This window comes from Neisseria maigaei, assembly GCF_958267405.1.
In the GTDB taxonomy this organism is placed as follows: Bacteria; Pseudomonadota; Gammaproteobacteria; order Burkholderiales; family Neisseriaceae; genus Neisseria; species Neisseria bergeri.
In genome coordinates, this window is the sequence record NZ_CATQFT010000001.1 from 120,548 (window position 1) to 144,492 (window position 23,945).

General features: G+C 54.1%; 21 protein-coding genes. 4 read left to right on the forward strand and 17 right to left on the reverse strand.

Features of this window, described 5'->3' with window-relative positions:
- Nucleotides 1–39: 39 nt before the first annotated feature.
- The 3 genes from pntB to Q3O06_RS00600 all read right to left on the reverse strand — a co-directional run bounded on the left by pntB (nt 40) and on the right by Q3O06_RS00600 (nt 3,433).
- Nucleotides 40–1,425 (reverse strand): Re/Si-specific NAD(P)(+) transhydrogenase subunit beta, encoded by a 1,386-nt coding sequence (pntB, locus tag Q3O06_RS00590; RefSeq protein WP_127254470.1) that lies wholly within the window; start codon nt 1,423–1,425, stop codon nt 40–42.
- Between the two features lie 79 nt (nt 1,426–1,504).
- A complete protein-coding gene (locus Q3O06_RS00595) occupies nt 1,505–1,888 on the reverse strand; it encodes an MAPEG family protein (protein ID WP_301817022.1) in 384 nt (127 codons plus the stop codon).
- Between the two features lie 3 nt (nt 1,889–1,891).
- Nucleotides 1,892–3,433, reverse strand: a complete 1,542-nt coding sequence (locus tag Q3O06_RS00600; RefSeq protein ID WP_301817023.1) for a Re/Si-specific NAD(P)(+) transhydrogenase subunit alpha — start codon at nt 3,431–3,433, stop codon at nt 1,892–1,894.
- Between the two features lie 289 nt (nt 3,434–3,722).
- Here Q3O06_RS00600 and serB point away from each other — a divergent pair, with 289 nt between their 5' ends.
- The 3 genes from serB (at nt 3,723) to purH (ending at nt 7,584) form a co-directional block, all read left to right on the forward strand.
- Nucleotides 3,723–4,556, forward strand: coding sequence for a phosphoserine phosphatase SerB (serB, locus tag Q3O06_RS00605; protein WP_301817025.1), 834 nt, complete (start codon nt 3,723–3,725; stop codon nt 4,554–4,556).
- Nucleotides 4,557–4,619: 63 nt separating this feature from the next.
- Nucleotides 4,620–5,843 (forward strand): chloride channel protein, encoded by a 1,224-nt coding sequence (locus Q3O06_RS00610; RefSeq protein ID WP_301817026.1) that lies wholly within the window; start codon nt 4,620–4,622, stop codon nt 5,841–5,843.
- 160 nt (nt 5,844–6,003) lie between these two features.
- Nucleotides 6,004–7,584 carry a bifunctional phosphoribosylaminoimidazolecarboxamide formyltransferase/IMP cyclohydrolase gene (gene purH / locus Q3O06_RS00615; RefSeq protein ID WP_301817027.1) on the forward strand — a complete coding sequence of 527 codons (1,581 nt, stop codon included), beginning with the start codon at nt 6,004–6,006 and terminating at the stop codon, nt 7,582–7,584.
- A gap of 182 nt (nt 7,585–7,766) precedes the next feature.
- Here purH and Q3O06_RS00620 read toward each other — a convergent pair whose 3' ends face one another.
- Nucleotides 7,767–8,387 (reverse strand): L-threonylcarbamoyladenylate synthase, encoded by a 621-nt coding sequence (locus tag Q3O06_RS00620; protein WP_301817028.1) that lies wholly within the window; start codon nt 8,385–8,387, stop codon nt 7,767–7,769.
- A gap of 186 nt (nt 8,388–8,573) precedes the next feature.
- Between Q3O06_RS00620 and Q3O06_RS00625 the strand changes: the two genes are divergently transcribed.
- A complete protein-coding gene (locus Q3O06_RS00625; protein ID WP_301817029.1) occupies nt 8,574–8,963 on the forward strand; it encodes a UCP019853 family protein in 390 nt (129 codons plus the stop codon).
- 96 nt (nt 8,964–9,059) lie between these two features.
- Here the strand turns inward: Q3O06_RS00625 and Q3O06_RS00630 are convergent, their stop codons facing one another.
- The 13 genes from Q3O06_RS00630 to Q3O06_RS00690 form a co-directional block, all read right to left on the reverse strand.
- Nucleotides 9,060–10,370: an NCS2 family permease gene (locus Q3O06_RS00630; protein ID WP_301817030.1), complete on the reverse strand. Its 1,311-nt coding sequence runs from the start codon at nt 10,368–10,370 to the stop codon at nt 9,060–9,062.
- A gap of 137 nt (nt 10,371–10,507) precedes the next feature.
- Entirely contained in the window at nt 10,508–11,686 is a 1,179-nt protein-coding gene (gene ftsZ / locus Q3O06_RS00635; RefSeq protein WP_107819919.1) for a cell division protein FtsZ, read from the reverse strand.
- Between the two features lie 118 nt (nt 11,687–11,804).
- Nucleotides 11,805–13,049, reverse strand: coding sequence for a cell division protein FtsA (gene ftsA / locus Q3O06_RS00640; protein ID WP_301817031.1), 1,245 nt, complete (start codon nt 13,047–13,049; stop codon nt 11,805–11,807).
- Nucleotides 13,050–13,134: 85 nt separating this feature from the next.
- Entirely contained in the window at nt 13,135–13,863 is a 729-nt protein-coding gene (locus tag Q3O06_RS00645) for a cell division protein FtsQ/DivIB (protein WP_301817032.1), read from the reverse strand.
- Nucleotides 13,853–14,767 carry a D-alanine--D-alanine ligase gene (locus tag Q3O06_RS00650; RefSeq protein WP_301817034.1) on the reverse strand — a complete coding sequence of 305 codons (915 nt, stop codon included), beginning with the start codon at nt 14,765–14,767 and terminating at the stop codon, nt 13,853–13,855. Before Q3O06_RS00650 ends, Q3O06_RS00645 begins: the two co-directional genes overlap by 11 nt.
- A 112-nt stretch (nt 14,768–14,879) precedes the next feature.
- On the reverse strand, nt 14,880–16,289 hold the full coding sequence (murC, locus tag Q3O06_RS00655; protein WP_301817035.1) for a UDP-N-acetylmuramate--L-alanine ligase: 1,410 nt from the start codon (nt 16,287–16,289) through the stop codon (nt 14,880–14,882).
- A gap of 153 nt (nt 16,290–16,442) precedes the next feature.
- On the reverse strand, nt 16,443–17,510 hold the full coding sequence (gene murG, locus Q3O06_RS00660; protein WP_301817036.1) for an undecaprenyldiphospho-muramoylpentapeptide beta-N-acetylglucosaminyltransferase: 1,068 nt from the start codon (nt 17,508–17,510) through the stop codon (nt 16,443–16,445).
- A 3-nt stretch (nt 17,511–17,513) separates the two neighbouring features.
- Nucleotides 17,514–18,839 (reverse strand): FtsW/RodA/SpoVE family cell cycle protein, encoded by a 1,326-nt coding sequence (locus tag Q3O06_RS00665; RefSeq protein ID WP_301817131.1) that lies wholly within the window; start codon nt 18,837–18,839, stop codon nt 17,514–17,516.
- A gap of 125 nt (nt 18,840–18,964) precedes the next feature.
- Entirely contained in the window at nt 18,965–20,302 is a 1,338-nt protein-coding gene (gene murD, locus Q3O06_RS00670) for a UDP-N-acetylmuramoyl-L-alanine--D-glutamate ligase (RefSeq protein ID WP_301817037.1), read from the reverse strand.
- 85 nt (nt 20,303–20,387) lie between these two features.
- Entirely contained in the window at nt 20,388–21,092 is a 705-nt protein-coding gene (locus Q3O06_RS00675) for a tetratricopeptide repeat protein (protein ID WP_301817038.1), read from the reverse strand.
- Between the two features lie 126 nt (nt 21,093–21,218).
- Nucleotides 21,219–22,301 (reverse strand): phospho-N-acetylmuramoyl-pentapeptide-transferase, encoded by a 1,083-nt coding sequence (mraY, locus tag Q3O06_RS00680; protein WP_013448496.1) that lies wholly within the window; start codon nt 22,299–22,301, stop codon nt 21,219–21,221.
- 93 nt (nt 22,302–22,394) lie between these two features.
- Nucleotides 22,395–22,571, reverse strand: coding sequence for a hypothetical protein (locus Q3O06_RS00685; protein ID WP_301817039.1), 177 nt, complete (start codon nt 22,569–22,571; stop codon nt 22,395–22,397).
- Between the two features lie 2 nt (nt 22,572–22,573).
- Nucleotides 22,574–23,932: a UDP-N-acetylmuramoyl-tripeptide--D-alanyl-D-alanine ligase gene (locus Q3O06_RS00690; protein WP_301817040.1), complete on the reverse strand. Its 1,359-nt coding sequence runs from the start codon at nt 23,930–23,932 to the stop codon at nt 22,574–22,576.
- Nucleotides 23,933–23,945: the final 13 nt, after the last annotated feature.

A 23,945-nucleotide genomic window follows, 5' to 3' on the forward strand; every position in this document is an offset into this window, starting at 1 on the left:
CCGTGTTCCCGGGTTTCAGACGGCATTGCGCCATGCGGATTATTTTTTCAGTTCGGACAGAATGTCATCCACGGTTTTCTTCGCGTCGCCGAAACACATCACGCTGTTTTCGTTGAAGAACAGCGGGTTTTGTACGCCTGCGTAGCCGGTGTTCATCGAGCGTTTGAAGACGACGACTTCTTTTGCCTTCCACACTTCCAAAACCGGCATACCCGCAATCGGGCTGTTCGGGTCGGTTTGGGCGGCGGGGTTGACGGTGTCGTTCGCGCCGATGACCAAGACCACATCGGTTTCGGGGAAGTCGTCGTTGATTTCGTCCATTTCCAAAACGATGTCGTAGGGGACTTTGGCTTCGGCGAGCAGTACGTTCATATGACCGGGCAGGCGGCCGGCGACGGGGTGGATGCCGAAGCGTACTTCTGTGCCGTTTTTACGCAAAAGCTCGGTAATTTCGGCAACAGGGTATTGCGCCTGTGCGACTGCCATACCGTAGCCCGGGGTGATGATGACACTGTTTGCGCCTTTCAGCATTTCGGCAACATCGGCAGCTTTGACTTCTCGGTATTCACCTATCTCTTGGCTGCCGGAAGATGATGTGCCGCTGTCGCTGCCGAAACCGCCGGCGATTACCGAGACAAACGACCGGTTCATGGCTTTGCACATAATGTAGGACAGAATCGCGCCGCTTGAGCCGACCAGCGCGCCGGTAACGATGAGCAGGTCGTTGGAGAGCATAAAGCCTGCCGCTGCTGCCGCCCAGCCGGAGTAGGAGTTCAGCATGGACACGACCACGGGCATATCTGCGCCGCCGATGGAGGCAACCAAGTGCCAGCCGAATGCGAGGGCAATCAGAGTCATTATCAGTAGGATGAAGCCGCTGCCGTCAATGCCGACAAATACGAGCAGCAACACAAACGATACGGCAAGTGCCAGTGCGTTGAGCTTGTGTTTGGCGGGCAGTTGCAGCGGGCTGCTGCTGATTTTGCCGTTGAGTTTGCCGAATGCAACCAGTGAGCCGGTAAAGGTTACCGCGCCGATGAAAATGCCCAAATAGACTTCGACCAGGTGGATGGTGTGCATATCAGGGGAAACGTTGCCCGGCTCGATATAGCTGTTGAAACCGACCAAAACGGCTGCCAAGCCGACGAAGCTGTGCAGAAGTGCAATCAGTTCGGGCATTTCGGTCATTTCTACTTTTTTGGCTTTGTAGATGCCGATTGCCGCACCGATGAGCATGGCGATGATAATCCATCCCAGTCCATGGGTATTGTCGGAAAAGACCGTTACGAAGAGGGCGACCGCCATGCCGGCGATACCGGAATAACAGCCCTGTTTAGCGGTTTCCTGCTTGGACAGCCCCGCCAGTGAGAAGATGAATAAAATTGCGGCAACGATATACGCCGCTGTTACGAGTCCTGAAGACATAGAAATTCTCCGATTTTCGATAATTTGTTTCCGATGCCGTCTGAAAAATTGACGTTCGTGTTTTCAGACGGCATCTGTTTCAAGCAGCCGCGACAAACAGCCCGACGGTGCAGACAAATCCGCCCGCCCACATCAGCGAGCGCAATGCTGCTTTGTCTGCGATGTAGCAATAGATAAAGGCGAGACGGAACAGGATGAACAGACCGGCAAGCGTATTGACGGTTGCTTGTCCGGCATTGCCGGTTGCGTGTGCCGTCAGAACGGCGGTGGCAAACGGTGCAAAGGCTTCAAAACCGTTTTGCTGCGCGGCGTGGGCACGGGCGGCTGCGCCTTGCGTGTGCGCCAGAAAACCGCGAGGATTGTGGTTGTCTTTAAACCGGAATCCGCCCGCTTTTTTGGCATACGCCGCACAAAAAAGCGGCAATAGGCAGGCAATCAGGATGCACCAATAGGCAAAAGTCATGGCTTACCCTTTCTTAAACATATTCAACATCCGGCGCGTTACGAAGAAGCCGCCGAAGATGTTGATGCTGGCAATCAGGATGGCAACAAACGACAGCAGCGAAACGAAGCCGTTGCCCTGACCGATTTGCAGCAGCGCGCCGACGACGATGATGCCGGAGATGGCGTTGGTTACCGACATCAGCGGGGTGTGCAGCGAGTGGCTGACGTTCCAAACGACATAGTAGCCGATGACGCAGGCGAGGACGAACACGATAAAGTGGTTCAGGAATGCTGCGGGTGCGACCGCGCCGACCCACAGCACCAATACGGCGGCGATAACGGCGGGCGCGAGTTTTTTCCACAGGGGAACGGGTTTCGGCTCGGGCTTGGCGGCAGGCATGGCTTTTTCAGACGGCGTTTGCTGCGGCTGGGCGGAAACTTGAATCGGAGGAGGCGGGAAGGTGATTTCGCCGTCGCGGGTAACGGTCATGTTGCGGATAATCACGTCTTCGAAGTCCAGCGTGATTTCGCCGTCTTTGTTCGGGCTTAACAGCTTGGTCAGGTTGACCAAGTTGGTGGCGTAAAGCTGGGAAGACTGTCCGGCAAGGCGGTTTGCCATGTCGGTGTAGCCGATGATTTTCACGCCGTTGTCGGTTACGGACAATTCGCCCGGTCGGGTGAGTTCGCAGTTGCCGCCCGTCGCCGCCGCCAAATCAACGATGACGGAGCCGGATTTCATGCTTTCCACCATTTCTTTGGTAATCAGCTTGGGCGCGGGTTTGCCCGGAATGGCGGCGGTGGTGATGATGATGTCCACTTCTTTCGCCTGCTCGGCAAAGAGTTTCATCTCGGCGGCGATAAATTCGTCGCTCATCACTTTGGCATAGCCGTCGCCGCTGCCGCCCGATTCTTGCGGGAAGTCGAGTTTCAAAAACTTACCGCCCATCGATTCGATTTGTTCCGCCACTTCCAAGCGGGTATCGAACGCGCGCACCACTGCGCCGAGCGAGTTTGCCGTACCGATTGCCGCCAAACCCGCCACACCTGCACCAATCACCAAAACCTGCGCGGGCGGCACTTTGCCTGCGGCAGTAATTTGACCGGTGAAGAAACGGCCGAAGGCATTGGCTGCTTCAATCACGGCGCGGTAGCCGCTGATGTTTGCCATCGAAGACAAAGCGTCCAAAGCCTGCGCGCGGGAAATACGGGGCACCATGTCCATCGCCAGCGCGTTCACTTTCTTGGCGCGCAAGGCTTCCACCAAAGCCTCGTTTTGGCGTGGCCACAGGAAGCTGACAATGGTTTGCCCTTCTTTGAGCAGCGGCAGCTCGCCTTCGGACGGCGCGTTGACTTTATAAATTAAAGGGCAGGCCCAAACCGCCGCTTTGTCGGCAACGGTTGCGCCTGCCGTTTGGTAAGCGGCATCGTCCAAACTTGCCGCCAAACCTGCGCCGCTTTCGACAACGGTTTCAAAGCCCAGTTTGCCCAGCAGGGCGACGGTGGCGGGCGTGCAGGCGACGCGGGTTTCGCCGGATAATGACTCGCGTGGGATACCGATTTTCATCTCTGAATCCTTTTTCGGGTTGTTTATATGTATCGTGGGTTAAATTTAAATCGGGGCAGGGCGGAGCAACGCCGTACCGGTTTAAAGCTGATTCACTTCAAATGTTAATATATTTTAGATAATCCCCTTATAACGAATTTTCATCAGGCTGGCAATAGTTGCGGCATTTTCCCGTGTTGTCCGGCACATACTGCCGTTTGCGTTTGAAGTCATTTTCCGATTGCAGTCCCGCCCGCCGTAACATTCTTTGCCGTTTCACTATATAATCCGCATTTTTTGAGCCGCCGTTATGCCGCAAGCCCTCGTCCTCCAATTTCCCTCCGCCGAAGCCCTGCCTTCCGACTTCCCCTCACGCCTGCCCGAACCTGATTACGCCGATGAAAAACGTATGCGTTTTATCGTTGAAGAAGGGTTTCCTTTAAGCGGGGCGGACGCGGCGTTGCTTGGCAGCCGTCAAATCGATTACGCCGTGTTGCCGGATATGGATTTCGGCGAACTCGGTTTGATTGTCAGCGATATGGATTCGACGCTGATTACCATCGAATGCGTCGATGAAATTGCGGCAGGCGTGGGTTTAAAAGACAAAGTAGCGGAAATTACCGAGCGTTCGATGCGCGGCGAACTCGATTTCGAGCAGTCGTTGCGCAGCCGCGTCGCTCTGTTGACCGGATTGGACGAACAGATTTTGGCGGACGTTTATGAAAACGTTTTGAAGCTCTCGCCCGGTGCGGAATTTTTGTTGGACGAATGCAAAAGGCACGATGTCAAATTCCTGCTGGTGTCGGGCGGGTTCACGTTTTTTACCGAACGTCTGCAACAACGGCTCGGTTTCGAATACCAACACGCCAATGTTTTGGAAATTGAAAACGGCAGGCTGACCGGCCGCCTGAAAGGCAGAATCATCGACGCGCAGGCAAAGGTGGATTTATTGCGCGAATACCGCAGCCGCCTCGGATTGCAGCCGCATCAGGTGTTGGCGATGGGCGACGGTGCGAACGATATTCCGATGCTCAAAGAAGCGGGCATAGGCGTGGCTTACCGCGCCAAACCGAAAGCGCGGGCCGCCGCCGATGCCTGTATCAACTTCGGCGGTTTGGAGCGTGTACGCGGCCTGTTCGGATAGGCGGATAGGAAACGGATGCCGTCTGAAAGGTTTTCAGACGGCATTTGAACGGCAGGAACGACAGTGGGATGCAGAAAACTTTGGTTTGCCCTGGCAGCAGCGGGCGTTATCGGCGGTCTGGTCGGCATTGTGCTGACGGAACTGATGCACTTCATACAACATACAGCATACGGTTATGGCGCGGACGGTGCGTACACTTCGTTCCGCGAAGGTGTGGCACAGGCTTCCGGTATGCGGCGCGTTGCCGTGCTGACGCTGTGCGGCGCGGTCGCAGGAGTCGGCTGGTGGCTGCTCAAACGTTTCGGCAAACCACTCATCGGAATCAAGGCGGCATTGAAGCAGCCTTTGCAGGGGCTACCGTTTCTGACGACGGTTTTCCATGTTCTGCTGCAAATCATAACGGTCGGACTCGGTTCGCCGCTCGGACGGGAAGTCGCGCCGCGCGAAATGACCGCCGCGTTTGCTTTTGTCGGCGGCAGGCGGTTGGGTTTGGATGAAGACGAAATGCGGCTGCTGATTGCTTGCGCTTCGGGTGCGGGTTTGGCGGCGGTATATAACGTGCCGCTCGCCTCCACGCTGTTTATCCTCGAAGCGATGTTGGGCGTGTGGACGCAACAGGCGGTTGCCGCCGCATTGCTGACTTCCGTCATCGCCACCGCCGTCGCGCGCATCGGCTTAGGCGACGTGCAGCAATATCATCCCGCCAACCTTTCCATCAACACATCATTATTTTGGTTTTCCGTCGTCATCGGCCCGATACTGGGCGCAACCGCCGTCTTTTTCCGGCGCACCGCCCAAAAATTCCCCTTTATCAAGCGCGACAACATCAAAATCATTCCCTTGGCCGTCTGTATGTTTGCGCTCGTCGGCGCGGTTGCCGTTTGGTTTCCCGAAGTTTTGGGCAACGGCAAAGCAGGCAATCAACTGACCTTTGGCGGCTTGACCGGTTGGCAATACAGCCTTGAGTTGACCGCCGTCAAATGGGCGGTCGTTTTGATGGCGCTGGCGGCAGGCGCATACGGCGGACTGATTACGCCGTCGATGATGCTCGGCAGCACCATTTCTTTTGCAGCCGCAGCCGCGTGGAACAGCGTCTTCCTCGAAATGCCGTCTGAAAGCGCGGCAGTCGTCGGAGCGGCGGTGTTTCTCGGCGTATCGCTCAAAATGCCGCTGACCGCCATTGTGTTCGTATTGGAACTGACCTACGCGCCGCTGTCCCTGCTGCTGCCTTTGTGCATTGGCATGGCGGGGGCATTGGGAACATCGGGAAAAATGGGCTTCAAATGAATGCCGACAAATGCCGTCTGAACGGTTTTCAGACGGCATTTCTTTGTAAATTGTCAACAATATCTGCAAAAACCTACTGCCAAAAAACTGAAAATAGCGGATAATACCGCCCCGAAAAAGTTCCCCTTTCCCCATCCAACTGTCAGAAAAGGAAGCCCCAATGTCCGTCATCAAACGCGCCCTGATCAGCCTGTCCGACAAGACAGGCGCAGTCGAATTTGCCCAAACCCTGACCAAGCTCGGTGTTGAAATCCTTTCTACCGGCGGTACAGCAAAGCTCTTGGCTGATGCAGGCGTTCCCGTTATCGAAGTCGCCGACTACACCGGTTTTCCCGAAATGCTCGACGGCCGCGTGAAAACCCTGCATCCGAAAATCCACGGCGGTATTCTCGGCCGTCGCGATTTGGACGAACACGTTGCCAAGATGGAAGAACACGGCATCGGCAACATCGACCTTGTGTGCGTCAACCTCTACCCCTTCGCCGCCACCATCGCTAAGCCCGGCTGCACGCTGGAAGACGCGATTGAAAACATCGACATCGGCGGCCCGACCATGGTGCGCTCTGCCGCGAAAAACTGGAAACACGTCGCCATCGTTACCGACACAGCCGATTTCCCGGCCATCGCCGCCGAACTCGAAGCCAACAACGGCGCATTGAGCGACAAAACCCGCTTCAACCTCTCACGCAAAGCATTCAGCCATACCGCCCAATACGACGGCATGATTTCCAACTACCTGACCTCGCTTTCAGACGACGTCTTGAGCGGCCAGCCCCAAATCGGCGAATTCCCAAGCCAGTTCAACCAAAGCTGGATTAAAGTGCAAGACATGCGCTACGGCGAGAATCCGCACCAACGCGCCGCGTTCTACCGCGATATTTACCCTGCCGCAGGCAGCCTTTCCGCCTACAAACAGCTCCAAGGCAAAGAATTGTCCTACAACAACATTGCCGATGCCGATGCCGCGTGGGAAGCCGTCAAATCCTTCGACGCGCCCGCCTGCGTGATCGTGAAACACGCCAATCCGTGCGGCGTCGCCGTTGCAGCCGATACCTTGACCGCCTACAAACTCGCCTACGCCACCGACACCACCAGCGCGTTCGGCGGCATCATCGCCTTCAACCGCGAAGTGGACGGCGAAACCGTGAAACAGATTACCGACAACCAGTTTATGGAAGTCTTGATGGCGCCGAAGTTCACCGCCGAAGCCCTCGAAATCGCCACCGCCAAGAAAAACGTGCGCGTATTGGAAGTGCCGCTCGAAGCAGGCGCGAACCGCTTTGAACTCAAACGCGTCGGCGGCGGACTGTTGGTACAAACACCCGACATCCACCGCATCAGCCGCGCCGATTTGAAAGTCGTTTCCAAACGCCAACCGACCGAGCAGGAATGGAACGATTTGCTGTTTGTCTGGAACGTCGCAAAATACGTCAAATCCAACGCCATCGTCTTCGGCAAAGGCGGCCAAACCTACGGCATCGGCGCAGGCCAAATGAGCCGCGTGGACAGCACCCGCATCGCCGCCCGCAAAGCGCAGGACGCAGGCTTAGACTTAAACGGCGCATGTGCCGCTTCCGATGCCTTCTTCCCATTCCGCGACGGCGTAGATGTCATTGCCGAGCAGGGCATCAAAGCCATCATCCATCCCGCAGGCTCCATGCGCGACCAAGAAGTCTTCGACGCAGCGGACGAACACGGCATCGCCATGGTCGTAACCGGCGTGCGCCACTTCCGCCATTAATGCAGATAAACAAGGCAATGCCGTCTGAAATCCGAAAACACGGGTTTCAGACGGCATTTTGTTTGATGTTCCGAACAGACAATCCGCCTGAAACAAAATGTGCGGCGGCATTTCGAACTTCCGTAAACGGCAAAACACCCGATACGTTCGGACGGTTTATGTTTCAGACGGCATCGGTTTCCCTACAAACCGAACACCGCCGTATCGCCGCAACCTTGGCGCACCAGTTCCGTACCGTCGGTCATGTCGATGACGGTAGTCGGATCGGTTCCGCACCAGCCGCCGTCAATCACCAAATCGACGGCGTGTTCCAAACGGTCGCGGATTTCATAAGGGTCGGTCAGCGGCTCGCCGTCTTCGGGCAGCATCAGGGTGCAGCTTAAAAGCGGCCCGCCCAATTCCCCCAGCAGGGCTTGTGCAACGGCATTATCGGGAATACGCAGCCCGATGGTTTTGCGTTTCGGGTGCAGGGTGCGCGCCGGCACATCCTTCGTCGCCTGTAAAATAAAAGTATAAGGCCCGGGTGTAGCGGCTTTAAGCTGACGAAACTGTACGTTGTCGACTTTGGCATATGTACCCAACTCGCTCAAATCGGCACAGACCAGTGTCAAATGGTGTTTCTGATCGATTTTGCGGATGGAGAGTATGCGTTCCATCGCCGCCTTATCGCCGAGTTTGCAGCCCAAGGCGTAACACGAATCAGTCGGATAAACCACCACGCCGCCTTTATTGACGATTTCGACCGCCTGCTTGATGAGGCGTTCTTGGGGGTTGTCGGGATGAACAGCGAAAAATTGTGCCATAGTTTGTGTCCTTATCGTCATGTTTTCCGTTGGGTACTGATTCCAAAGGTCAATCTAAATTTATTTTTGTTGGAACCAATGAAAATGGTAGTATTACCACGATACATACAAAATCAGGAAAAGACTTTTGGAGAACTTTGAATAACAATCCAAAAAACAAAACAATTTATCCAAAGGCAAGATAAAATGTTATATAAATGTAAAATCAAAAAGTTAGATAACACCATTGAAGAGGCAGTATTGATTGAAATAAATGGTTATGAACTACATTGTTTTATATCATACTGCCCATTCAAAATATTTGAAAATCAATTTTATGAAGTGGAATTATCCTATGAAATCTTTAATGATTACATACTGGATAAATCAACTTCAAATATTGGATTTAGAAAAATAGATGATAGTTTCAAGTATGAAATAACGGCAGAATTAAAAAATAATCATCTAACCCTACAAAATATACAATTTGAAGAAGATGAGTATTTAATAAACTACTCTTATCTTGATAATTGTTTGGTTACATTAACGGTTGATAGAATAAGTGTTTTATTTATTAGAGAAATTCAGGCAACCTGAAACCTGTTGTGGATACCGTTGGCAGTTTATTGTACGCCCAAAATCCAAACAAAATGCCGTCTGAAAATTTCAGACGGCATTTGATGCTTCCAACCATCAGCCCAAATACCAGAATTTCAATGCCCACAATACGGCAACAATCCATACCATAGGCGGCACGTCTTTGGTGCGGCGGCACAAAAGTTTGACCACGGCATAGCTGATGAAGCCGAAGGCGATGCCGTCTGCAATCGAATAGGTAAACGGCATGAAGACAATGGTCAGGAATGCAGGCGCGGCTTCAGTCATATCGTCCCAATCGATGTCCCTCGCGCTGCGGAGCATCTGCGTGCCGACGTAAAGCAGGGCGGGCGCGGTAGCAAAAGCGGGAACACTTTTCGCCAATGGGGAGAACATCAGACACGCCAGCATCAATACGCCGACGGTAACCGCCGTCAGACCGGTCCGTCCGCCTGCCGATACGCCCGCCGCGCTTTCCACATAAGGCGTGGTTGAAGAAGTACCCAAAGCCGCACCCGCCACAATGGCGGTAGAGTCTGCAAGCAGTGCGCGTTTCAGGCGGGGCAGCTTACCGTCCACCAGCAGTCCGGCACGGTGGGATATGCCGACCAGCGTTCCGGTACTGTCAAACAGATCGACCAAGAAGAAGACGAAAATCACACTGACCATGCTGACGGTAAACAGGCCTTTAAAATCCATCTGCATAAAGGTCGGCGCAATGCTCGGCACTTCGCCGACCACGCCGTGAAACTCGTTCAAACCCATCAGGCTGGCAATGACGGTAATCGTCAGAATGGTGATGATGATTGCGCCTTGAACGCGGAAATGCCCCAATACGACCACCATAGCAAAACCGAACAACGCCAACAGTGCGCTGGGCTGATGAATATCGCCCAAACCGACCAAGGTTGCCGGATTTGCCACGATAATGCCTGCGCCTTTCAGGGAAATCAGTGCCAAGAACAAACCGATACCGGCAGCAATCGACATTTTCAAACCCATAGGCAGTGCGTTGACCAGCATTTCCCTGACTTTAAAAAAGCTGAACAGGATGAAAATCAGACCGGAGATGAACACCGCCCCCAAAGCCACCTGCCAAGGCACACCCATGCCTTTAACCACAGCGAAAGTGAAATAGGCATTCAGCCCCATTCCCGGTGCGAGTGCAATCGGATAGTTGCCGACAAAACCCATAACAAAACAGCCGATGGCAGACGCGATACAGGTGGCGACGAATACCGCCCCCATATCCATGCCGGTCTCGCCCAAAATCAACGGATTGACGATAACGATGTAGCACATCGTCAAAAAAGTTGTCAAACCCGCCATCAATTCGGTACGGACCGTTGTACCGTTTGCCCGAAGATTGAAAATCCTGTCCAACAGTGTTTGTTTTGAAGTGTCCATATCTGAAAGTCTGTATCAAGTGGAAAAATCTGAATCCGCCGACCGCAAACCGTACGGAATTGCAACATCTTGAAAAACATACCTCCCAAACCGGACAAACCGGTTCGGGAGGCAATGGGTTTACGGCACACGGAGCATTATTTGTCTGAATTGTACTGACGGCGCAAAATCGCAGGGATTTCAAAGTCGTCAAGTACGGACTGATTGTCGAAATCCGCTGCTGTCAGATTCATGGTGCGGATACCGCGATTGGTGCGGATCATACCTTCGACATTGTGGCTTTGCTCCTGCTTGGACGGGGCAACCGGTTCTACCTCCCTTGCCGGAGCAGGATCGACCGCGCCTTTTTCTTTCAGACCGGTAGCGATAATGGTAATCCGGATGGCATCTTCGCTCATGGTCTCGTCTTCAGCAGCACCGAATTTGCATTCCAAATCGGGATGCGCGCTTTGGTTGACGATTTTCATGACTTCAGACAACTCGGACATTTTCAGGCAACCCGGAGCAGTCGTAATATTGACCAGCACACCGCGCGCACCATCCAAAGTTACATCGTCCAGCAGCGGACTGGAAATGGCCTGGTCGGTCGCCATACGCGCACGGTCGATACCTTGGGCATAACCCGAACCCATCATAGCGATACCGCGATTGCTCATCACGGTTTTCACGTCGGCAAAGTCGAGGTTGATGATTTCGCTCGGACAGGTAACGACTTCGGAAATGCCGGCAACCGCATCGCGCAATACATTGTCGGCGGCGCGGAAGGCTTCACGCATTGTTACGTCTTCACCCAATGCGGTCATCAGTTTGTCGTTCGGGATGATGATCAGCGAATCGACGTGTTCTTTCAACTGTTCCAACCCTGCTTGTGCCACATGGACGCGTTTGCCTTCATAAGAAAACGGACGGGTAACTACGGCAACGGTCAGAATGCCCAAAGACTTGGCAATCTCAGCAACAACCGGCGCGGAACCGGTGCCGGTACCGCCGCCCATACCGGTCGTGATAAACAGCATATTCGCACCGCGAATGGCTTCTTCAATGGCCTCCCGGTCTTCCTGGGCTGCCGCACGGCCGATATCGGGATTCGCGCCCGCACCCAAACCTCGTGTCAGATTCGTACCCAATTGGATTCTCTTCGCCGCATGGTTTTTTGCCAGAGACTGCGCATCCGTATTGGCACTGATAAACTCCACACCGCGCACATTGTTGGCAACCATGTTGTTGATTGCATTGCAACCGCCGCCGCCCAAGCCGATTACTTTAATTACCGCAGGGCTGACTGCCGATTCTGCCACGTCGTAAACAAATTCCATTCAAAAACTCCTGCTCGCCCCGTTCAGAGGACGGTTTAAATAAATTATTATTTATTATATAAGAAGTATCTTGCTGCTGGCAAAATACTTCTCACCTGTCAAACGGCAATCCACCTGTTCAGAGGTTGTTTTCAATCCACCGCTTCAATCTTGCCAACAAACCGCCGCCCTCTTCCCTCTCTTGCACTGCACCGTTTTCCGGCTGCGGCAAGTTTCCTTCCAGCTTGCGTGCTGCATGAAGCAGCCCGATAGCGGTAGAAAAACGCGGTGTGCGGACACGGTCGGACAAACCGCCCATTTCTTGGGGCGCACCGGTGCGTACAGGCAGATCGAAGATTTTTTCGGCAAATTCCACAATCCCGGTCATCATGGACACACCGCCGGTCAGAACGATACCCGCATTCAGCACTTCCTTGGGGAAACCCGATTTTTGCAGCTCGCCCAGCACTACGCCAAAAATCTCCTGAATGCGTGCGCTGATGATTGCTGTCAAAACCTTACTGGAAACCTGACGCGATGTCCGGTCACCCACGCCCGGAACTTCAATCATCTCACCCAAGCCTTCCGTATCGCATGATGCCACGCCATAATGGATTTTAATGTACTCGGCGGCATCGAGAGGTGTTCTCAACGATTTGGACAAATCTTTGGTAATCAGATTACCACCGGCCGGAATGACGGACGTATGGCGGATGGCGCCGTTCATATAAACGGCAATATCGGTCGTTCCGCCACCAATGTCGATGACGCATACGCCGAGGTCTTTTTCATCTTCAGTCAGCACCGCCTGCCCACTTGCCAACGGCTGAAGCATGATTTGATCGCTTTTCAAGCCGCACCGCTCGATACATTTTTGGACATTCTGCACTGCCGTACTTGCACCGGTAATGATGTGCACCCGCGTATCCAGACGCACACCGCTCATACCGATGGGCTCCCTCACGCCAAGTTGGGTGTCGATAATGTAATCTTGAACCACGGCATCGAGAATTTTTTGATCGGGCGGGATATTGATTGCCTTTGCCGTTTCAATGGCGCGGTCGATGTCTGCCTGCGTTACTTCCCCGTCTTTGATTTTAACCACACCTTGCGAATTGAGGCTGCGGATGTGGTTGCCTGCGATACCTGTGGTAACGTGGGTAATTTTGGTATCCGCCATCAGCTCGGCATCATTGACCGCCTGCCTGATGGCTTGGACGGTGGCATCGATATTGGTTACCATGCCCGCGCGCAAGCCCCGTGAAGGAGCCTGCCCCAAACCGACGATGTTGATTTTGTCGTCATCTTGAACTTCCCCGATCAGTGCGAGGACTTTAGACGTACCGATATCCAGTACGCTGATATATCTTTTCTGCTGTTCCATTGTTCGTCTGCTCTTAAAACTGATTGAAATTTGCGTCGCACCGTTTCAGACGGCACGGCCGTAATCTGTCCGATACCTGTCCCCACTATTCTTCGGTTTCTTTTTCGGGTAAACCGTCGGAAGCATAGCGGACTGAAAATCCGTCCTTATACCTCATATCCACATAGGATAACCGATTTTTATTTTTACGCAACAGATGTTGCCACGCTTCGGTAAAAAGCCGGAGGCGTTTCATCTCGTTTTCCCGTCCGAGCCTGACAGTGATGCCGTTGTCTAAAACGACAACCCACGCCGAACGCGCCGTATAGGTCATCTCTTTGATGCCCAAACCCTGTTTTGCCAAAACAATCGAAAATTCGTCATAACGGCGGAGCATTTCGGCAGACGTTCCCTCACCGCCTCTGAATACCGGCATTCCGGGCCTGTCCAAACGGGCTTCAAAAACATTGCCTTCGCTGTCCACCAGTGCACGGTCGCCCCAACGTGCAACCGGCTTGCGCTCGGTCAGGACGATTTCAACCGTATCGGGAAAACGGCGGCGCACCATGACCGACGCAATCCACGGATACCGGCGGTAGGCTTCCTGTACACCATTGATGTCCGTCCTCAAAATATTCCCATGGATGTATTCTTTCGCCAAACTGCCCAATGCCTTCTTATCGGAATAAACCAGGTTGCCCTTCAGCGACACCTGCTTGACGGGCAGATGATTCGAATTGTAAAACCAAACCAGCCCGGACGCGGCAAGCAGCATCGCCATCATGACAAGCAGCCAGCGCGTCAGCCGTTCCATCGCTTCGGCATTATCCCACATGTGCGGTCTTCAAAATTTCAATACATAAATCGGCAAAACCCACGCCCGTAACGGCAGCGGATTTCGGTACTAAACTATGGCCGGTCATACCGGGCAGGGTGTTGATTTCCAACAGATAGAGTTTGCCGTCGGTATCTTTGAGGAAATCGACGCGCACGCAGCCTTCCGCACCGATTGCCTGTGCGCCGCGAACCGCCAGTTCGCGCATCAGGCTTTCTTCGGCTTCGGTCAGATCTTCCGAAGGACATTGATAAACAGTGTCGTCTCGGTTGTACTTGGCTTCGTAGTCATAAAACTCGGTTGCTGGAATGATGTGTATGCCGGGCAGGCCTTTGCCGTTCAAGACGGGGCAGGAATATTCGCCGCCGCCGATGAATCGCTCGGCGATGATTTCGCCCTGAAGGTGTTTCAATTCTTCGTAAACGCTTTTCAGACGACCTTTTTCTTTGACTTTTACCACGCCTACGCTGCTGCCTTCGGCTGCCGGTTTAACAAACATGGGCAGGCCCAATTTTTCTTCGACGGCATCGAAATCGGTATCGTCGTATAGGACGGCAAACTCGGGGACTGGCAGTCCCAATGCCTGCCAAATCAGTTTGCAGCGGTATTTGTCCATGCCGATGGCGGAAGCGGCAACACCACTGCCGGTATAAGGAATGCCCAACAGTTCCAACGCGCCCTGAACAGCCCCGTCTTCGCCGTAAGTACCGTGAAGGATGTTGAATGCCGTCTGAAAGCCCCGCTCCTTCAGTTCGGATAACGGCGTTTCTTTAGGATCGAAGGCGTATGCGTCTATGCCTTTGCTTTTTAAGGCGTTCAAAATGGTGGTACCGCTGTCCAGCGAGATTTCTCGTTCGCTGGAAAAACCGCCCATCAATACGGCCACTTTGCCAAAATTCTGCATTGTTTTTGTTCTTTCCTGATTGCTTTATGCTTGTTGTCAGAGGTCGTCTGAAACCTGATTTGCGGTTTCAGACGACCTTTATATGATGTTCCGTCTGTCAGGCGGGTGTGCCTCAAATCTGTTTCGACAATTCCAGCAGCGCGGCGGGGACGCGGTTGATGCTGCCTGCACCCATGTTCAATACGATGTCGCCGTCCTGCAAAACGTTCAACAGCATTTCGGGCAGGTCGGCAACGTTTTCACAGTAAATCGGCTCAAGTTTGCCCAATACGCGGATGGCGCGTGCCAAAGCGCGGGAGTCGGCTGCGGCAACCGGCTCTTCACCGGCGGCATAGACTTCGGTCAGCACCAGCGCATCAACGGTATTGAGGACTTTGGTGAAGTCTTCAAACAAATCGCGCGTGCGGGTATAGCGGTGCGGTTGGAAGGCGAGCACCAGTCGTTTATCGGGATACGCGCCGCGTGCGGCGGCGAGGGTTGCCGCCATTTCGACAGGATGGTGTCCGTAATCGTCCACCAAGAGCGCGATCCCGCCGTTTGGCAACTTGATGTCGCCGTATTTTTGGAAGCGGCGGCCGACACCCTCAAAGTCAAGCAGCCCTTTTTGGATCGCTTCAACCGATGCGCCGACTTCCAGCGCCACGCCGATGGCTGCCAATGCGTTCAGCACGTTGTGTCTGCCGGGCATATTCAGCACGACTTCAAACGGCTCTTGCTCATGTCCTTTCATTTGCACATGAACGGTAAATTTCATTTGCGCGCCAACACTTTCGATGTCGGTCGCGTAAATATCGGCGGTATCGTCCAAGCCGTAAGTGGCGTAAGGTTTGCTCACTTTGGGCAGGATGGCGCGGACGTGTTCGCTGTCGATACACAAAAACGCTTTGCCGTAGAACGGCATACGGTGGATGAAGTCCACAAACGCCTGATGCAGTTTTTCGACGCTGTGCCCGTAGGTATCCATGTGGTCTTCGTCGATATTGGTGACGACGGACATAATCGGGGTCAGGTGCAGGAAAGAGGCATCGGATTCGTCGGCTTCGGCGACGATGTATTCGCCTTTGCCCAAACGGGCGTTGGTACCTGCGGCATTGAGTTTGCCGCCGATAACGAAAGTGGGGTCGAGACCTGCCGCACCGAGGATGGAAGCGGTCAGGCTGGTGGTCGTGGTTTTGCCGTGCGTGCCGGCAATGGCGATGCCGTCACGGAAGCGCATCAGTTCCGCCAGCATCAGGGCGCGCGGAATAACGGGAATTTGCTGCTCCAACGCAGCGACAACTTCGGGATTTTCTTTTTTGACGGCGGTAGAGGTAACGACGACATCCGCGCCATTGACGTGTTCTGCGGTATGACCGGGATAAACTTGAATACCCAGGCTGCTCAAATGCTCGGTAGCAGCATTTCGCGCCTGATCCGAACCGGAAACTTTAAAGCCCAAATTGTGCAAGACTTCGGCGATACCGCTCATGCCGACGCCGCCGATACCGACAAAATGGATGTTGCTTACTCGATTTTTCATCATAATGTTGCGTTCCGGTGGATTTCGATGCGTAAAGGCGTTATTTTAAAGGGCTGACCGTTTGCGCGCCATAGTTTTCTGACAAATATATAGCGGATTGAAATAAAAAACATCCATGCCGTCTGAACAGCTTTTCAGACGGCATGGTTCGGCAGTTTACGCCGCACACGCGATGGCGGCTTCCGCCACGTCGTCTGCACTGTGCGGCAGTGCCAATGTGCGGGCGTTTTCCGCCCATTTGAGGCATTTTTCGCGGTTCAGGCTGCCGAGGATTTCAGCAAGTTTTTCCGCTGTCAACTGGGCTTGCGGCAACAGCAGCCCTGCCTCCGCCTGCACCATAAAACGCGCGTTTGCGGTTTGATGGTCATCGACGGCGTAAGGATACGGCACCAGCAACGCGCCCAGCCCCGCTGCCGTCAACTCGGCAATCGTCAGCGCGCCGGCACGGCAAATCACCAAATCGGCATCGCGGTAGGCGGACACCATGTCGGTAATAAATTCCACGCATTCGGCCTTCACACCCAGTGCGTCGTAATCCGCCTGCAAACTGCCCAGCTTACCCCGACCCGATTGGTGATACATCTGCGGACGCTCATTGTCGGGCAGCAAAGCCAATGCCTGCGGAACGGTTTTGTTCAAAACGTCTGCACCCAAACTGCCGCCGACCACCAAAACTTTCAGACGGCCTTCACGCCCTTGGAAGCGTTCGGCAGGCACGGGCAGGTTGGCAATATCGGCGCGGACGGGATTGCCGACCAAACCGCCTTCATGGCTGAACGCTTTGGGGAAAGCGTACAACACCCGTTTCGCCCAGCGCGACAGGTGGCGGTTGGACAAGCCTGCCACGGCGTTTTGCTCGTGAATCACAATCGGCACGCCTAATAGCTTCGCCGCCAAACCGCCGGGGAAGGTAACGAAGCCGCCGAACCCGATGACGCACTCGACACGGTGTTTGCGGATAATCCGCTGCGCTTCGCGGACAGTTTGATACAAAGTAAACGGCAGCATCAGCTTGCGTTTGATGCCGTTGCCGCGAACGCCTTTAATCGCCAGCGTTTCAAGCGGAATATCGTATTGCGGCACGATACGCTCTTCCATCGAATCCTTACTGCCCAGCCAAATCACATGATGGCCGCGCGCGCGCAACGAATCCGCCACCGCCAGCGCGGGGAAAATGTGTCCGCCCGTTCCGCCCGCCATCAGCATAAAGGTTTTACCGCCCATGATTTACTCCACCGGGTAACCGCGCATTTTTTGGCGGTTTTCATAATCGATACGCAACAGCAGCATCATGCTGATCAGCATGAAAAAGACTGACGAACCGCCATAGGACATCAACGGCAGCGTCAGACCTTTGGTCGGCAAAGCACCGATGTTCACACCGATATTGAAGAAACTTTGGATACCGATCCAAATGCCGATACCCGAAGCGATATAGGCGTTGAAAGTCAAACCCAAATCGCGCGACTGCTTGCCGATGGAAAACGCCCGCACCACCAGCCAGCCGTAACAGAATATCAGCACGCACATGCCGAAGAAGCCGAATTCTTCGGCGATGATGGCAAAAATAAAATCGGTATGCGCTTCCGGCAGAAAGCCGCGTTTGCTCAAACTCGCACCCAAACCCATACCGAACCACTCTCCGCGCCCGATTGCCATCAGAGAGTGGGTAAGCTGGTAGCCGGCACCCTGCGGGTCTTTCCACGGGTCCAAAAATGCCACTACCCGCTGCACACGGTAGGGAGCGGCGGTAATCATCAGCACCATCCCACCCAAGACGCTGCCTACCAGGACGAAAAAATATTTCCACGGCAATCCTGCCAGAAACAGCATTCCAACGGTAATGACGGTAATGACGACAAACGAACCGAAATCCGGCTGTACCATTATCAGCACCAAACCGAACGCCACCAGCATAATCGGCAGGATGATCGCCCGGAAACGGCCGTACATTTCTAATGTTTCACGACGTGCCTGCGGATTGGTGGCGGACATAATCAGGTTTGCCGTCCCCCGCCAAATCGACTGCCAACCCAAACTTTCCATGCTGCGCAACACTTCTTCACGGCGCGTGAACAGGCTTGCCAAATAAAGGATGACCGCCAGCTTGAACAGCTCGGTCGGCTGGAAATTCAACGGACCCAAAGGTATCCAACGGGTCGCGCCATTGATTTCGCGCCCGGCAATCAATACGACTATCAGCAACAGGCCGGATAAGGCAAAAATCCACGGCACAAGCCGCCGCCATGTCCTCATCCTGCAAAGAAGCCATAAAAAACCGCTCACTATCAGGCCGGCAACGACGAACCCCGCCTGTCTGGTCAAATAGAAAAACTGATCGCCGCCTTCCTTCGATGCCAAATACACCGAAGCCGAATAAATCATCAGCAGGCTGAACGCCGTCATCAGCACCACCATCCACAAAAGCGGTGCGTCGAATTTCCTGCCGTCGCGCACAATCTGCCTGTCGAGCAGCAGAGTGTGGACACCGTCGCCCACTTTTACCAATACTTCCGAAATCTTCAAAAAAACCACCTGCCAGTCTGTTTGCACCTGCCGCAAAGGGCAAAAATTTCAGACGGCAGACAATGCCGTCCGAACATACGATACATCCCAAATCGGTATTCTAAATCTTTACTTGCCGCCCAACAATGACGGCGTTTGCGTTTCAGACGGCATCACAAAACCTTGAACGCCCCGATAAACACTTCCGAACGGTGCGCATAGCCTTTGAACATATCGAAACTCGCGCAGGCGGGGCTAAGCAGCACGATATCGCCCGCTTCGGCTTGGGCATATGCCGTCTGAACCGCTTCTTCCAAAGTGGCGCAGTCGGTCATATTCAAGCCGCAGCCGTCCAAATCGCGTCGGATTTGCGGCGCATCGACACCAATCAGGAACACGCCTTTTGCCTTGCCGGCAAGCGCATCGCGCAGGGGCGTGAAGTCCTGCCCTTTGCCCATGCCGCCCAAAATCACGAAGAGCGGATTTTGCAAACCGGCAATCGCAGCAGCGGTTGCGCCGACGTTCGTGCCTTTGCTGTCGTCGATGAACACCACGCCGTTTTTCTCGCCGATTTTTTCCACGCGGTGCGGCAGACCTTGGAAGGTTTTGACGTGTTTGAGCAATGCTTCGCGCGGCAAACCGACGGCTTCGCACAAGGCAACGGCAGCCATCACGTTGGCGGCATTGTGCAAGCCTTGCAGCGGAATATCTTGCGTGGCAATCAAATCTTCATTGCCTTGTTTTAAACATCCCGTCCCGCGTTCCAACCAAAAATCGGCTTCGTGTTCCAAGGAAAACCATTTTACCTCGCGCCCTGCCCGTTTCATCGCGCGGCAGAACGCATCGTCCGCATTCAAAACCTGCACACCGTCGCCACGGAAAATCTTATCCTTGGTATGCGCATAGTCGAGCAGGTCGTCGTAACGGTCGAGATGGTCTTCGGAAATGTTCAGCACCGTCGCCGCAGTCGGGCGCAGGCTTTCGGTGTTTTCCAATTGGAAGCTGGAAAGCTCCAACACCCACACGTCCGCCTTTTTGCCTGCGCGCTGCCATTCCGCCTCCAAAACCGGCGTGCCGATATTGCCCGCGATAACGGTATCCAGCCCGCACTTGATGCAGAGATAGCCGACCAGGCTCGTTACCGTGGTTTTGCCGTTGCTGCCGGTAATCGCAATTACCTTGTCGCCGCGGCGGTTCACAATGTCCGCCAGCAATTCGATATCACCCAACACGCGCCCGCCGTTTTGCTTGAACGCCTCGATATCCGGCTGACGCTCGCTGATGCCGGGGCTGAGCGCCAGAATATCGAAACCGTTGGAGAGCGCATCTTTCAGACGACCCGTGTAAAACACCAGCCCGTCAAACATCTTACCGATTTGCGCCACGCGCTCCGGTTTCAGCTCCGCATCATAAGCGGCAACCTCCGCGCCGTTTTTGCGCAGATAGGCAATCATGGAAATACCCGTACCGCCGAGTCCGGCGACGAGGATTTTTTTGTTTTGGAAAGTCATTTTGGTTTTGTCCTAAAACAAATCATATTGAACAGAGAGATGTCCGCCCCTGCCCAAGCCGCTTTCAGACGGCATCGCGAGCTGTTCAATAACCCGCCTTCAGGCGTTGGTCATTGTCGCAGCCGTTTTGGTCTCCGTTTTGACAAGCCTTGCCGTACCATTCTTGTGCAAGGGCGAGGTCTTGGCGCACGCCGCGTCCTTTGTAATACATTGCGCCCAAATTGTATTGGGCTTGGGCTAACCCCTGATCCGCCGCCTGCCGAAACCATCTGACCGCTTCGGCATCATCTTGGCGCACGCCGCGTCCGTTAGCATACATCACACCCAAATTATATTGGGCTTGGGCTAACCCCTGCTCCGCCGCCTGCCGATACCATCTGACCGCTTCGGCATCGTCTTGGCGCACGCCACGTCCACCGTAATACATATTGCCCAAATTGGTTTGGGCTACGGCATACCCCTGCTCCGCCGCCTGCCGAAACCATTTGACCGCCTCGACGTAATCTTGGCGCACGCCTTGTCCTTCGGCATACATCACGCCCAAATTGAATTGGGCTTGGGCATCCCCTTGTTCTGAAGCCTTGCGATACCACTGCACTGCCTGTACATAATCTTGACGAACTCCTTGTCCATTTTCATACATCACACCCAAATTGAATTGGGCTGCTGCATTTCCCTGTGCTGCCGCCTGCAAGTTTTCCCGAAAATCCGATACGTCATCCGCCCACGCCGCTTGGTTCAAGCCCAAGGCAATCAGGGCGGCGGCAAGCCATTTGACTGTCTGTTTCATGGTTTCTCTCCTGTTTCAGTATAAGGCGAGGTTTCAGCCGCCGTTAACGATAAGGCGGGGCGGATTGCCGCCGCAGGTTTATTGCGCGTTCAAATGCCGTCTGAAAGGTGTTCAGACGGCATAGGTTCAGCGGATTTTGAGGGTACTCAAGCCGATCAATACCAAGACGATGGTAATAATCCAAAAGCGGACGACGACTTGGGTTTCTTTCCAGCCTTTTTGTTCGTAATGGTGGTGGATGGGCGCCATCAGGAAGATGCGTTTTTTGGTTTTTTTGTACCAGCCGACCTGAAGCATAACGGACACGGCTTCTACGACAAATAATCCGCCCATAATGACGAGGACAAACTCTTGGCGGACGATGACGGCAACGGTACCGAGCGCGGCACCCAATGCCAGCGCGCCGACATCGCCCATAAAGACTTGCGCGGGATAGGCGTTGAACCACAAAAATCCGAGGCACGCGCCGCACATGGCGGTGCAGAATATAGCGACTTCGTTCGCACCGGCGACATAGGGAAGCTGGAGGTATTGGGAAAATTGGTAGTGTCCGCTGACGTAGGCGAAAATGGCAAGTCCGGCGGCAACGAGGACGACGGGGAAGGCGGCAAGGCCGTCCAAGCCGTCGGTGAGGTTGACGGCGTTGGATGTGCCGACGATGGTCAGGTAAGACAACACCAAAAAGCCGGCCACGCCCAGCGGCAGGGCGATTTGTTTGAAGAACGGGACAATCAAAATATTGTTGGCGGAATTGGCGGCAAGGTAAAACAATGCCAAACCGGCGATAACGGCAACGCTTGACTGCCACACCATTTTGAATTTGGCGGACACGCCGTTGGGGTCTTTATAGACGACTTTGCGCCAGTCGTCGTAAAAACCGAGTGCGCCGGTAGCAAGCAATACGCCCAAGAGAATCCAGATATACGGGTTCGCCCAGTTGCCCCACAACAGGGTGGACACGGTAATGGCAGTCAGAATCAGCGAACCGCCCATCGTCGGCGTGCCGTTTTTGACGAGGTGGGTTTGCGGGCCGTCGGTACGCACTGCCTGCCCGCATTTGAGCGCGGTCAGCCTGCGTATCGTCCACGGGCCGAACATCAGGGAAAACGCCAAGGCGGTCAACGCCGCCATGACGGCGCGGAATGTGGTGTATTGAAAAATATTCAGGCCGGTTAACCAGTTGCTGAAATGTGCGAGCCATAAAAACATGGGGCTTCCTTTTTTTGTTTTTGTCGTTACATGGGCTTGCGCCCGTTTAAGGTTTGCTTGCCGTCCGACAAGGTTTCGGACGGCTTTTGCAGATTAACGTGCAGGGACTTTCTCAATCACGCAAATCGGGTAACTCCCCGGATTTTTACCGCCGCCCAAGTCTAAACATAAATCTTCATAAAGATACGCCTGCGTCCGCATTCCGGCATAAAACGCACCGACCAGCGCGGCAATCAGCAATAAGGCTTTTAAAAAACGTCGGTTTTTCATTTTCACTTATCCTCCAATGCCTCGACCACTTCTTCCATCTGCATAAAGCGCGAACCTTTCACCAACACGGTGGCGCGTTCGGGCAAATCGTGGCTCAACACTTGAATCAACGGGTCTTTGGCGGCGAACCACAAACCGTCCGCACCAAATTTTTCCGCCGCTTCGACGCTGTTGTCGCCGACAAAATAAGCTGCTTCGATGCCTTGGTCGCGGGCGTACGCGCCGACTTCGGCGTGCATGGCGGCGGCTTCATCCTCACCCAGTTCGCCCATATCGCCCATCACAAAAATGCGCGGCGCAGGCATACGCGCCAACACGTCAATTGCTGCCCTCATGCTGTCGGGGTTAGCGTTGTAAGTATCGTCAATCAGGGTCGCACCTTTGATGCCCAACTTGACGTTCAGACGGCCTTTGATATTGCTAAAGCCTTGCAAACCTTCCGCCACATCGTTCAAACTCAAACCGGCAGCCAAAGCCAGCGCGGCGGCAGCGGCGGCATTGTGGACATTGTGGCGGCCGGGAACAGGCAGCACCACGGCTGCGCGCTCGTTGCCGCACACCAAATCAAATTCGCACGACAAAGGTTTCAGCACGATGTTTTCCGCGTGGACATCGCCGCTATCGATGCCGAAAGTGCGCGTATTCAAATTAAGCGTTGCCGTTTTGAAAACAGCCATATTGGCATCTTCTTGAGGAATCAGCGCAATGCCGTCTGAACATAAACCTTGGTAAATCTCGCTTTTCGCTTTGGCAATATCGCCCACTCCGTCGAAACCGCAACCGACATGGGCGCGCATGGCGTTGTTGACCAATGCGGCATCGGGTTTGGCGATTTGTGTTAAAACCGCCAGTTCGCCGAAATGGTTCATGCCCATTTCAATCACGGCATAGCGGTGTTTTTCGTTTAATTTCAACAAAGTCAGCGGCAATCCGATATGGTTGTTGAAATTGCCTGCCGTCGCCAAAACGGCATCATCGCCGAAACGGCGGCGCAATACCGCAGCCAGCATCTCCTTCACCGTCGTCTTGCCGCCTGAACCGGTAATGCCGAACACAAACGGGTTCACATTTTCACGCCACACCTTCGCCAGCGTTTGCAACGCGGCAAGCGTGTCATCGACTTTCAACGCGCCATCCATTGCAACGCAGTCTTCGCGCGAAACCACAACCGCCGCCGCACCAGCAGCCAATACGTCTTCAACAAAATCATGCGCATCAAACCGCCCGCCCGCCAATGCGAAAAACACATCGCCCGCGCGGATGTCGCGGCTGTCGGTTACGATGCGCGACACGGATTTGTTTTCAGACGGCATTGCAAGGTTGAGGGCTTGGCAGATGAAATTTAGATCCAGTGGTTTCATGGTTTCTTCCGTT